Raw genomic sequence first — 11,424 nt, 5'->3', positions numbered from 1 at the left:
CGGGTATCCCTGCTGCGGCGGATAGCCGGGTTGCTGTGGGGCTCCCTGTGGGACTAGCGGCGGAGAGCCGGGCTGCTGCGGATACTCCTGCTGCGGTGGGGACGGCTGCGGTGTCGCCTGCTCCGGCGCCACCGGCTGCTGTGGCCCCTGCGGCGTCGCCCACGGGTTCGGATCCTGATCGCCCATCTCGCCCCCGGCTCGCTGTTCCGTGTCCATCAGCAACACCCCCTCGCCGTCTCGAACCCTTCCATGTTGTCACACCGAGCCTGCCCGCGACCGGCGGTTCGGCGGTTCTCCTGGACACTTCGACTACGCTGAGGCGAGACGTAAGGACACCGGTCAGGCAGCGCGGCCGGCCGGTCACACCCGAGACGGAGCTATGAACGCACGCATTCTCGTCGTCGACGACGACACCGCACTCGCCGAGATGATCGGCATCGTGCTGCGCACCGAGGGCTTCGAGCCGTCGTTCTGCGCGGACGGCGGCGGCGCGCTCCAGGCGTTCCGCGACACCAAGCCCGACCTCGTCCTCCTCGACCTCATGCTCCCGGGGATCGACGGGATCGAGGTGTGTCGCCTGATCCGCCAGGAGTCCGGCGTCCCGGTCATCATGCTGACCGCGAAGTCCGACACCGCGGACGTGGTGAAGGGGCTCGAGTCCGGCGCCGACGACTACATGGTGAAGCCGTTCAACCCGAAGGAGCTCGTCGCCCGGATCCGCACGCGGCTGCGCGCGCCGGCCGCGGACCTCGCGGAGACCCTCCGCATCGGCGACCTCACCGTGGACGTCGCCGGCCACGAGGTCCGTCGCGCCGACGGCGTCATCGGGCTCACACCGCTGGAGTTCGACCTCCTCCTCGCGCTCGCGAGCAAACCGCAGCAGGTCTTCACCCGCGAGATGCTGCTCGAACAGGTCTGGGGATACCACTACAAGGCCGACACCCGGCTCGTGAACGTCCACGTGCAGCGGCTCCGCGCCAAGGTCGAGGAAGACCCCGACAACCCGAAGATCGTCATGACGGTGCGTGGCGTCGGGTACCGCGCCGGCGCGGTCACCGGCTGATCCGACATGGCCTCCCGACTCGCCGGCTGGGCGGCCGACTGGCGGCTGTGGCGGAGGTGGCCGCAGCAGGTGCGCTCCCAGTGGCGGCGCTCGCTGCAGTTCCGGACGGTCGCGATCACGGTCGGCCTCTCCGGACTCGCCATCCTCCTGACCGGTGCCTACCTCTCGTTCAGCATCGGCAACGACCTCTTCCAATCCCGGCTGCAGCAGGCGCTCGGAGGCTCCGGTCGCGCCATCGCTTCGGCGCAGAGCATCCTCGACGCGTCCGACGCCAGCGAGAGGGTCGCCCTGCAGCAGCTCATGGGGACCGTGCGGACCGATCTCCAGACGACCTCCGGCAGCAGCCTCATCGCCGCCTACCGAGCACCGGGCCAGGACTTCAGTCAGGTCACGCCCCCGGGCTTCGAATCGCCGGGGCTCGGCGGCGGTGTCATCTCCGACGCGCTGACCGAGGCGGTCCGGGCCGACCCGGACACCCTCCAGTGGCAGTCGGTCACCCTCACCGCGTCCGACGGCTCGTCGACGGCCGGCATCGTGGTGGGCTCGGAGGTCTCGATGCCGACCGCGGGGTCGTACGAGATCTACCTCGGCTACGACCTGAGCGACTCGGAGCAGACACTCGGCTTCGTGCAACGGACGCTCTTCGTCGCGGGCGTCGGCCTCATGATCCTCGTCGGTGGTGCCGCGTGGTTCATCGTCCGCTTCGTCGCGACACCGATCCGGTTCGCCGCCGAGACGAGTCAACGTCTCGCCGGCGGTGACCTGGACGTGCGGATGCCCGAGAAGGGCGAGGACGAGCTCGCCATCCTCGCCCGCTCCTTCAACGGGATGGCCGCCAGCATGCAGAAGCAGATCAAGGAACTCGCGGAGCTCTCGCTCGTGCAGCAACGGTTCGTCTCGGACGTCTCGCACGAGCTGCGCACGCCCCTGACGACCATCCGCCTGGCCGGCGACGTGCTCTACGACCAGCGCGACTCCTTCCCACCGGCCACCGAGCGGACGGCCGAGCTCCTCCACGACCAGGTCGGGCGGTTCGAGATCCTGCTGGCCGACCTGCTGGAGATCAGCCGCTACGACGCGGGCAGCATCGAACTCGAATTGGAACCGACGAGTCTCGTCCATCTCGCCGAAGAGGTCGTGGAGGAGCTCCGCCCGCTCGCGGAGCCCACCGGTTCGGACCTCCGGATCGTCGCACCGGGTGGCTACTCTGCGGTCCCGATGGACCCGCGGCGTATCCGGCGGATCGTGCGCAACCTCGTCGGCAACGCCATCGAGCACGGCGAGGGCAAACCGATCGTGGTGTCGGTGGACAGCAACGAGTCCTCGGTCGCGATCGCGGTGCGCGACTACGGCCAGGGCATGACGCGCGAGGCGACCGAGCGCGTGTTCGACCGCTTCTGGCGCGCGGACCCGTCGCGCAAGCGCACCATCGGCGGGACCGGGCTCGGGCTCGCGATCTCCCTCGAGGACGCGGTCCTGCACGAGGGGTGGCTGGAGGTCTGGTCGGAGCCCGCCGCCGGCTCGTCCTTCCGCCTCACCATCCCGCGCGAACCCGGGACGGAGATCGTCCGCTCGCCCATCAGCCTGCCGCCCGACGATGCGATCGAGTCCATCGTCGACGAGCTCACCGCGCCGACGACCCGCTCACTCCCGACCGTGCGATCGACGGACGACGACAAGGAGGATGCTCATGGTTGACGTCCCCGCACGATCGCCGAGACGACGGTCCGCAGTACGTCGGATCGCTGCGGCGGCGCTGCCGATGCTCCTCGCGGTGGTGCTCAGCGCCTGCGTGGGCATCCCGAGGGGTGGCTCCGTGCAGGACGGCGGCACGGTCGAGGGGGACGGCGGCGACGTCGACGTCAACTTCATCGCGCCGGGCCCCGCCGAGGGGGCGACGCCGGAGCAGATCCTCCGGGGCTTCATCGACGCCGCCGCAAGCCCGCAGAACAACTACGAGATCGCGCGGGAGTTCCTCGCACCGGCGCTCCGGTCCGACTGGGATCCCGACGCCGGAGTGACCATCGACCAGGGCGGCCGCACGTTCGCCCCGGTCGCCGACACGGTGCAACTCACCGTCAGCCCCGTCGCGGCGGTCGACGATCGGGGTGAGTACCGCGAATCGGGGAACTCGTCGCCGCTCAGCTGGACCTACTCCTTCGAGCAGGTGCGGGGGGAGTGGCGGATCGCGGCTGCTCCGCCGGGCATCGTCCTCGAGTCCTCGACGTTCGCCGACGTCTTCGCGGCCTACTCCCTGAGCTACTTCGACCCGAGTTTCACCCGACTCGTCCCCGACCAGCGCTGGTTCCCCTCGCGAGCGTCGACCGCGACGAGGATCGTCGGGGCGCTCCTCGACGGACCGGCCGAATGGTTGAAGGGTGCGGTGGCGACGGCGTTCCCCGAGGGGACCTCGCTCACGAGTGACGCCGTTCCGGTCGAGGCAGGGACCGCGCGCGTGGACCTGACCAAACCGGCCCTGCAGGCGGACGCGGTCACCCTTCAGCGGATGCAGCTCCAACTGAGCAGCAGCCTGGTGCAGCTGTCGGGCAGCGTCGGCGGGGTCGCCGCCGTCTCGAACGTCGCGATCACCGTCGTGGGCAACTCCACGCAGACGGTCTCGCCGCTGTCGCTCGCCGCACCACGGGTCGACCCCCGGGCACTCGTCCAGCGCGGGGACGAGTTCGGCTTCGCCTCGGGGAACCGGCTCGAGGCCGTGCCGGGGATATCTGCGGCGGTCGTGGCGGCCGGGGCCGACGCGGCCGTGTTGTCCGCCGACCATGACCAGGCCGCGGTCCGTTCCGCCGCCGGCGTCACGGTGATCCAGGCGGACGGCGACGTCCGGCTCGTCGACAACCGCCCGGGCCTCCTCCCGCCGACGATGGACCCGTTCGGCTTCACCTGGACGGTCCCGGCGGCGGCGCCGTCCGCACTGCTCGCGCACGACGCCGCGGGTGGCACGGTGCAGGTCGCGACGAGTTGGACCGGCGCGTCCACGATCGATTCGATCCAGGTGTCCCGGGAGGGTACGCGCCTCGTCGCGCTGCTCAGGGACGGGACGCAGTCGCGGCTCGTGGCCGCCGCGATCATCCGCGGTGACCGGAACGCGCCGTTGCGACTCGGCGACCCCGTGGAGCTCCGGGTGATGTCCACGGAGGCGACGACCGTCACCTGGGTCGACGACATCACGGTCGCCGTCCTGCTGGGCGGCGGTGACGGGACGACGATCGTCACGCAGCAGATCGGCGGCCGCTCCGCGCCCGTGCCCAAGCTGGCGGACGTCACGAACCTGGTCGGGGGCAACGGGCCGACTCAACTGCGTGCCCTCACGAGTGACGGCCGGCTGCTGTTGCCCCGTGGATCGAGCTGGCAGGAGGCGGGCAGCGACGTCCGGTTCATCGCGACCCAGCTGGGGTCGCCGGACTGAGTGAGCGCGCTCCACAGCGCGTCCGGAGTCCCGGAGCCGTCTGCGTCTCGGACGATGCGCCACCGGACGCGCTGCGTGGGCGCGACCATCGGATGATGCGATCCTCGTCGAGTCGAAGTGCGCCCCTCGCTCATGTCCGCGAAGCCTGCCTGGACGCGTGGGCCCTGCTGGTCCCGGTCACGTGCGCCGGATGCGGTGCGCCTGACCGTGGGCTGTGCGACGACTGCCTCGGGCGTCTGGTCCGGCCGGCGGCCACCGACGACGATGCCGACCTCGTGCGGTGGAGCGATGCGGGCGGTACCCCCGGTCTCGCCGCCCGTCGGTACGACGAGTTCGTCGGCGCCGTCCTCCTCGCCTACAAGGAGGACGCCCGGACCGGCCTCGTCCGTCCGCTGGCCGCCGCGCTCGAACCGGCGTTCCGGTCCGCCGTGCTCGAGGCGAGCCGGGCGATGGGCGGCGTCTCGCCGGAGATCGCGACGATCCCGGCCAGGCGATGCGCCGCCCGCGATCGGGGCTTCCATCCGGTGGAGCAGCTCGTGCGTCGGCTCGGCACCAGACCGTCGCGCCCGCTGCGGTGGGCGCGGCAGCCAGCCGACCAGCGGGACTTCGGTCGGGCTGAGCGTCTGGAGAACCTCGCCGGGGCACTGGTCGCGGCGCGGCGGCTCGACGGGCGCCGATTCCTCCTCGTGGAGGACGTCGTCACGACGGGGGCCACCGTCGGGGAGGCCGTTCGGGCGATGCGCGACGGTGGTGGTCTCGTGGTCGGTGTCGTGGCCCTCGCCAGGGTCGGACCGTGAACGGACGGTGAGTCCCGAGACCGGAAGATGAACGTTGCCTGAACGCCGCTGATGACTTCCGCAGGCTCGGGCACTACGGTGGCAGAACGGCGTGAAAGGACCGCCCGGGACCGGGTGGTCAGCCGGATGAGGAGGTCGAACGTGGATATCAACATCGTCGGACTTGGACTCGGCATCACCGATCGGTTCCGCGAGTACGCGACCGAGAAGGCGGAGAAGGTCGCCCATCTGGTCGAGCAGGCGCAGTCGCTCGACATCAAGGTGTCCCGCCATCACGACGCCAACGGGCGCAAGGGCGAGGACCGTGTCGAGCTGACGCTCGTCGGCCCCGGACCGTTGGTTCGTGCGGAGTCGACCGGCTCCGACAAGTACGTGGCCTTCGATCTCGCGATCGCGCGGATGCTCGAGCGCGTCCGCCGCTCGAAGGACCGCAAGAAGGAGCACCGTGGCAAGCACCGCACCTCCTTGCACGCCGCCAGCAGCGAGGGGTTCAGCGGCGTCGACATCACCCCTGCCGCGCCGGAGCTGCTCGAGCAGGTCGCTACCGGCAGCGTCGCGACGCTGACCCACGAGGACGAGGAGCAGGAGGCGTACTCGCCGGTCGTCATCCGCACGAAGGAATTCCCCGCGGAGTGGATGAGCGTCGAAGACGCCGTCGACCGCATGGAACTCGTCGGCCACGACTTCTTCCTGTTCATCGACGCCTCGTCGGAGCGGGCGAGCGTCGTGTACCGCCGCAAGGGCTGGGACTACGGCGTGATCAGCCTCGAGGACGGCTCGAACTAGCGTCCTGCACCCCGACCGACGCGGTCGCCCGGTTCGCCGGGCGGCCGCGTCGTGGCATGTCGGTGCCGACCTCGAAGACGGCGTCGTGCACGCGCAGGCGTGCCGAGGTCGCCTCGAGCCAGTCGAGCTCGGCCAGGGAGCGTCGCCGTCTGGCTTCGAGCCCGATCCACGCGATGTCACCCTGCGGTGTCGGGGGGAGCGCCGAGAGGTCCTCGTCGAGCTGCTGTACGAGATCGAGTGCCCACGCGCGTTGGACGGCGATGACCCCGAACACGTCGACGCCGTCGAGTGACGCCGCGAGGGCGACCTTGTTCGGGAGTTCGTCCCGCGAGGCGCTCGCCGTGACGGGTGTCGCCCACCAGCGTTCGAGCACGACGCGCCCGTCGGCGGTGATGCGGTAGAAGACATGCCCCTGTGCGTCCACGGCGGCGCGCTCGACGAGGCCGTCCCGCTCGAGACGATCGAGGGTCGCATAGGCCTGGCCGACGTTGAGCGGCGTGTCGGGCGTCGTCCGCCGGTCGAACTCGCCACGCAGACGGTACCCGTAGTCGTCACCGAGCGCGAGGATCGCGAGCAGACCGTGCTTGACCGACATCGAACCTCCATCAATTACCTACGCGGTAGGGTGTCGCCAGCCTAGTGAGCCGTCCGTCCCGCACTGCGGCGGCGCTCCGTCGACATCCGTCCGCCCCTCGATACACAGCGTCCACTCAAGGGACTCCCCGCTAACATGTTCAGAGGACTGCCCCGTTCTGGTGCACCCCGTCCGTTCCGGTCAGTCGACCAGGACGGAGATCAGGAACACGTAATGGAGAGCAATTCGTGGCCTCACCACTTGAGAAGATCCTTCGCGTCGGCGAAGGTCGCATCCTCCGGAAGCTGACCAGCCTCACGAAGGCGGTCAATGCCCTCGAGGACGACTTCACGGAGTTGAGCGACGAGGAGCTGAAGAGCGAGACCGTCGAGCTGCGCGAGCGCTTCGAGAACGGCGAGACCCTCGACGACCTCCTCCCCGAGGCCTTCGCCGCGGTTCGCGAAGCTGCACGCCGCACGATCGGCATGCGTCATTTCGACGTCCAGATCATGGGTGGCGCCGCGCTCCACCTCGGCAACATCGCCGAGATGAAGACCGGTGAGGGCAAGACGCTCGTCGCGACCCTTCCGGCCTACCTCAACGCCATCGCCGGCAAGGGCGTGCACATCGTCACGGTGAACGACTACCTCGCGTCGTACCAGTCGGAGATCATGGGGCGCGTCTTCCGTGCGCTCGGCATGACGACCGGTGTGATCGTCGAGGGGCAGACGCCGGAGCAGCGTCGCGAGCAGTACGCGGCCGACATCACCTACGGCACGAACAACCAGTTCGGCTTCGACTACCTCCGCGACAACATGGCGTGGCAGGCCAAGGACATGGTCCAGCGCGGTCACTTCTTCGCCGTCGTCGACGAGGTCGACTCCATCCTCATCGACGAGGCACGGACCCCGCTCATCATCTCCGGCAAGGCCTCCGGTGAGGCGAACCGCTGGTTCCAGGAGTTCGCGCGGCTCGCGGTACGACTCGAGCCCGGTGAGGACTTCGAGGTCGACGAGAAGAAGCGCACCGTCGGCGTGCTCGAGCCCGGCATCGAGAAGGTCGAGGACTACCTCGGCATCGACAACCTCTACGAGTCCGCCAACACCCCGCTCATCTCCTTCCTGAACAACGCGATCAAGGCCCGCGCGCTCTTCAAGAAGGACAAGGACTACGTCGTGATGAACGGCGAGGTGCTCATCGTCGACGAGCACACCGGTCGCATCCTGGTCGGACGTCGCTACAACGAGGGCATCCACCAGGCGATCGAGGCCAAGGAGGGCGTCGCCGTCCAGGCCGAGAACCAGACCCTCGCGACCGTGACGCTCCAGAACTACTTCCGTCTCTACGAGAAGCTGTCCGGCATGACCGGTACTGCCGAGACCGAGGCGGCGGAGTTCATGTCGACGTACAAGCTCGGCGTCGTCCCGATCCCGACCAACCGCCCCATGCAGCGCATCGACCAGTCGGACCTCGTGTACAAGAACGAGGAGGCGAAGTTCGCACAGGTCGTCGAGGACATCGTCGAGCGCCACGAGCAGGGCCAGCCGGTCCTCGTGGGCACGACGAGCGTCGAGAAGAGCGAGTACCTGTCGCGGCTCCTCGCCAAGAAGGGCGTCAAGCACGAGGTCCTCAACGCGAAGAACCACGCGCGTGAAGCCGCGATCATCGCCCAGGCCGGTCGACTCGGCTCGGTCACCGTCGCCACCAACATGGCCGGTCGTGGAACCGACATCATGCTCGGCGGCAACGCCGAGTTCCTCGCTGTCGCGGAGATGAACGCCAAGGGCCTCAGCCCGATCGACACCCCCGAGGAGTACGAGGCCGCGTGGGACGAGGTCTTCACCGAGGTGAAGGCCGCAGTCAAGGAGGAGGCCGACAAGGTCATCGACGCCGGTGGACTCTACGTCCTCGGTACCGAACGCCACGAGTCGCGCCGCATCGACAACCAGCTGCGCGGTCGCTCCGGGCGTCAGGGAGACCCGGGCGAGAGCCGGTTCTACCTGTCCCTCACCGACGACCTCATGCGCCTCTTCAACGCCGGAGCCGCGGAGAGCCTCATGGGGCGCCAGAACGTGCCCGACGATCTCGCGATCGAGTCGAAGATCGTGAGCCGCGCGATCCGCAGCGCCCAGTCGCAAGTCGAGGCGCGGAACGCGGAGATCCGCAAGAACGTGCTCAAGTACGACGACGTCCTCAACCGGCAGCGTGAGGCGATCTACTCCGACCGCCGCCACATCCTCGAGGGAGACGACCTCCACGATCGTGCGCAGCAGTTCCTGGAGAGCGTCGTCGACGACGTCCTCGACGAGCACACCGGCGAGGGTAACGGCGACGACTGGGACTTCGACGCACTCTGGGCAGAACTGAAGACGCTCTACCCCGTCGGCCTGACGATCGACGAGGTCGTCCAGGAGGCCGGGACGAAGGGGCGGATCAACCGCGACTTCATGCGCCGCGAGATCCTCTCCGACGCCAAACTCGCCTACACCAACCGCGAGGAGTCGCTCGGCGCCCCGGCGATGCGCGAGCTCGAGCGCCGCGTCGTCCTCCAGGTGATCGACCGCCGCTGGCGCGACCACCTGTACGAGATGGACTACCTGAAGGACGGCATCGGTCTCCGGGCCATGGCGCAGCGCGATCCGCTGGTCGAGTACCAGCGCGAGGGCTACGCGATGTTCCAGCAGATGATGGGCCAGATCCGTGAGGAGAGCGTCGGCTTCCTGTTCAACCTCGAGGTCGAGGTCGCCGGCGAGGTCGATGCCGGCACCGCCGCACCGGCGATCACGGCCAAGGGCCTCACGCAGGAGACCCCAGACACCGAGAAGCTCAGCTACTCCGCACCGACCGAGCAGGGCGGGGTCGAGGTCCGCAATCAGCGCGGGCAGATCGAGAAGGCGGCCACCGAACGCGCACAGCGCCTCCAGCAGACGAACCGTCCCGCCGGCGACGCGGCTCCCGCGACGAAGGCGGCCCCGGCCGCGAAGGCGTCGCGCGGGGCCTTCGGTCAGCAGTCAGAAGCCCCTGCGGCTGCTCCGAGCAACCGTTCGGACCGTCGCAAGCAGGGCAAGAAGAAGTAGGCCCACGCCGGCACGAAACGGGGGCCCTCCGGACCATGGCGACATCGGTTCGGAGGGCTCCCGTCTGTCGGGTGCGGGCGGACGTGCCGCGGCGGTCAGAGCACGCTCACCGAGGTCGCCCTCCAGCGGCCGTCCAAGCCCTCCAGTCGGATGGCCACGGCTCGGGACCGGGCTCGTCCGTGGACGACGACCACGGACTCCACGACGCCGTCGCGTGGCTCGGAGACGGTCACGGTGCCGATCGAGACGACCGGGACGGTGCCCGGGACGCCGCGGACGCGTCGTGCCCGTTCGGCGAGGATCACGCGCTTCAGTAGGACGGTGTGCACGTCGGCGGTGATCCAGCGCGCGAGCTGCGTGAGGTCGCGGGCTCCGGCGATCACCTCGATCACGCTCCGAGTCAGGTTCTCGAGCAGTGGTCGCGGATCGGGGAGCTCGGCTCGGGGCGCCGGTTGGGGCGCGAAGTAGTCGTCCGCACCGGTCCGGGCGGCCGCCCGTACCTCTCGCGTGCGTCGCTCGGGGAGCGGAGGCGCGGGCCGGAGGCGAGCCGTGCGTGCTTCGGGCTCGTCGTCGTCGTGCCGGGCAGCGGTGCTCATGGGGCCTCCGAGGGGTGCGCGGGCGCCACGAGTCGGGCGACCGGAATCTGAAATGTCACACTCATCATGTCAGGTACCCCGCGTCCAGGACCAGGGGTCTGTGGAGAACGCCGGACGAGGCCGCTCTCGGCGCACTACCGTCGGCGTATGCGTTGGGACAGCCTGTTCGACGATCTCGCCGGTCAGCTCGACGACGAGCTCGCCGTCGACGACGACGCCGTCCGCATCGAGGCCGAGCGGCTCCGGCGTGGGCGTCTCACCCTCCGTGAGCGGCTGGTCGCCCTCTGCGGCGATGCCGGCGCACCGGGACCGCTCGTCGTCGAACTCGTCGACGGGACGACCTGGCGGCTGCGGGTCCGGAGCATCGGGAAGGACTGGTTGCAGGCCGATTCCGGCAGCCCGGGCGGCCGGGAGGTCGTCGTCCCGTTCGATGCGATCGCGGCAGTCGCCATGACGCAGACCCAGGTCGATTGGAGTCTCGACGACGTCGCGGTCCGCGAACCGCGACTGCTCGACCGCCTGACCGTCTCATTCCTGCTCCGTGATCTGTGCCGGCGCCGTGCTGCGGTGGTCGTGCGGACCCGGACGGGCAGCTGGACGGGCACGATCGACCGGGTGGGCCGCGATCATCTCGATCTGGCCGTCCACGAGCCGGGGTCGCCGCGCCGGAGCCGGAGCGTCGAACAGATCCGCGTCGTCGTGCTCTCGGAGGTCGTCATCGTCGAGCGTGCTGCCTGAGGCGTTTCGGCGGGCGCCCGCCGGGGCCGGGGCTCAGCCGAGGGGAGGCACGGGCCGGAGCATCGGTGCGCCGGAGAACTCGGCGAGTTCGGTGAGCTGGGCCTGATGCCAGAGGCCTGCACGACGTGCCTCCTCGTACTGACCGCTGATGAAGGCTTCGAGTGCCGGGAACTCGATGCGCCACGGTCCGCTGCGCCCGATCCGGATGGCGGGCAGCTCACCGCTCGAGATGAGCTCGGCCACGTGCTGGGCCGAGACGTTCAAGACCTCGGCCGTGTCGGCGACGGTGAGGAAGCGACCGAGCGGGGCCGCATCGCGCTGCGATTCCATTCCTCGATTATCCTCTCGCGCGAGTATCGTCCGCCGGGC

General features: G+C 69.6%; 10 protein-coding genes and 1 pseudogene. 7 read left to right on the top strand and 4 right to left on the bottom strand.

Annotated elements, in window-relative coordinates:
- Positions 1 to 216, bottom strand: a pseudogene (locus tag BIU99_RS20200) (hypothetical protein); the annotation flags it as partial.
- A gap of 163 nt (positions 217 to 379) precedes the next feature.
- Between BIU99_RS20200 and mtrA the strand changes: the two are divergent.
- The 5 genes from mtrA (at position 380) to hpf (ending at position 6,070) form a co-directional block, all read left to right on the top strand.
- The gene (gene mtrA / locus BIU99_RS18405) at positions 380 to 1,063 is read left to right on the top strand and encodes an MtrAB system response regulator MtrA (protein ID WP_064295232.1); all 684 of its coding nucleotides are present in this window, start codon (positions 380 to 382) and stop codon (positions 1,061 to 1,063) included.
- 6 nt (positions 1,064 to 1,069) lie between these two features.
- On the top strand, positions 1,070 to 2,761 hold the full coding sequence (mtrB, locus tag BIU99_RS18400; protein ID WP_071262479.1) for an MtrAB system histidine kinase MtrB: 1,692 nt from the start codon (positions 1,070 to 1,072) through the stop codon (positions 2,759 to 2,761).
- On the top strand, positions 2,754 to 4,487 hold the full coding sequence (locus tag BIU99_RS18395; RefSeq protein WP_071262478.1) for an LpqB family beta-propeller domain-containing protein: 1,734 nt from the start codon (positions 2,754 to 2,756) through the stop codon (positions 4,485 to 4,487). The genes mtrB and BIU99_RS18395 overlap by 8 nt, the downstream gene beginning before the upstream one ends.
- A gap of 95 nt (positions 4,488 to 4,582) precedes the next feature.
- Positions 4,583 to 5,284 carry a ComF family protein gene (locus BIU99_RS18390; RefSeq protein ID WP_071262561.1) on the top strand — a complete coding sequence of 234 codons (702 nt, stop codon included), beginning with the start codon at positions 4,583 to 4,585 and terminating at the stop codon, positions 5,282 to 5,284.
- 141 nt (positions 5,285 to 5,425) lie between these two features.
- On the top strand, positions 5,426 to 6,070 hold the full coding sequence (gene hpf / locus BIU99_RS18385) for a ribosome hibernation-promoting factor, HPF/YfiA family (protein WP_064295235.1): 645 nt from the start codon (positions 5,426 to 5,428) through the stop codon (positions 6,068 to 6,070).
- Here hpf and BIU99_RS18380 read toward each other — a convergent pair.
- Complete coding sequence (locus tag BIU99_RS18380; protein WP_071262477.1) at positions 6,045 to 6,665, bottom strand: PadR family transcriptional regulator; 621 nt, start codon at positions 6,663 to 6,665, stop codon at positions 6,045 to 6,047. The two genes, hpf and BIU99_RS18380, sit on opposite strands and share 26 nt — an antisense overlap.
- 227 nt (positions 6,666 to 6,892) lie before the next feature.
- On the opposite strand from BIU99_RS18380, the gene secA reads away from it, so the two are divergent.
- Entirely contained in the window at positions 6,893 to 9,721 is a 2,829-nt protein-coding gene (secA, locus tag BIU99_RS18375) for a preprotein translocase subunit SecA (protein WP_064295237.1), read from the top strand.
- Between the two features lie 95 nt (positions 9,722 to 9,816).
- Here the strand turns inward: secA and BIU99_RS18370 are convergent, their stop codons facing one another.
- On the bottom strand, positions 9,817 to 10,317 hold the full coding sequence (locus BIU99_RS18370) for an Rv3235 family protein (protein ID WP_175484438.1): 501 nt from the start codon (positions 10,315 to 10,317) through the stop codon (positions 9,817 to 9,819).
- A gap of 147 nt (positions 10,318 to 10,464) precedes the next feature.
- Between BIU99_RS18370 and BIU99_RS18365 the strand changes: the two genes are divergently transcribed.
- A complete protein-coding gene (locus tag BIU99_RS18365) occupies positions 10,465 to 11,055 on the top strand; it encodes a hypothetical protein (protein ID WP_071262476.1) in 591 nt (196 codons plus the stop codon).
- A 33-nt stretch (positions 11,056 to 11,088) separates the two neighbouring features.
- Here the strand turns inward: BIU99_RS18365 and BIU99_RS18360 are convergent, their stop codons facing one another.
- Entirely contained in the window at positions 11,089 to 11,385 is a 297-nt protein-coding gene (locus tag BIU99_RS18360) for a helix-turn-helix domain-containing protein (RefSeq protein WP_064295239.1), read from the bottom strand.
- Between the last annotated feature and the right edge of the window lie 39 nt (positions 11,386 to 11,424).

This window comes from Plantibacter sp. MMLR14_011 (assembly GCF_001865025.1).
Classification (GTDB): Bacteria; Actinomycetota; Actinomycetes; order Actinomycetales; family Microbacteriaceae; genus Plantibacter; species Plantibacter flavus_A.
Note: the sequence above shows the minus strand (reverse complement) of the source record. Positions and strands in the feature narration are given on the sequence as shown.

What these genes read in the sequence shown, in the direction of transcription:
- BIU99_RS18380 (WP_071262477.1), bottom strand. Translation starts at nt 6,665, where the DNA reads ATGTCGGTCAAGCACGGTCTGCTCGCGATCCTCGCGCTCGGTGACGAC.
- BIU99_RS18390 (WP_071262561.1), top strand. Translation starts at nt 4,583, where the DNA reads ATGCGATCCTCGTCGAGTCGAAGTGCGCCCCTCGCTCATGTCCGCGAA.
- mtrA (WP_064295232.1), top strand. Translation starts at nt 380, where the DNA reads ATGAACGCACGCATTCTCGTCGTCGACGACGACACCGCACTCGCCGAG.
- BIU99_RS18365 (WP_071262476.1), top strand. Translation starts at nt 10,465, where the DNA reads ATGCGTTGGGACAGCCTGTTCGACGATCTCGCCGGTCAGCTCGACGAC.
- mtrB (WP_071262479.1), top strand. Translation starts at nt 1,070, where the DNA reads ATGGCCTCCCGACTCGCCGGCTGGGCGGCCGACTGGCGGCTGTGGCGG.
- BIU99_RS18395 (WP_071262478.1), top strand. Translation starts at nt 2,754, where the DNA reads ATGGTTGACGTCCCCGCACGATCGCCGAGACGACGGTCCGCAGTACGT.
- BIU99_RS18370 (WP_175484438.1), bottom strand. Translation starts at nt 10,317, where the DNA reads ATGAGCACCGCTGCCCGGCACGACGACGACGAGCCCGAAGCACGCACG.
- BIU99_RS18360 (WP_064295239.1), bottom strand. Translation starts at nt 11,385, where the DNA reads ATGGAATCGCAGCGCGATGCGGCCCCGCTCGGTCGCTTCCTCACCGTC.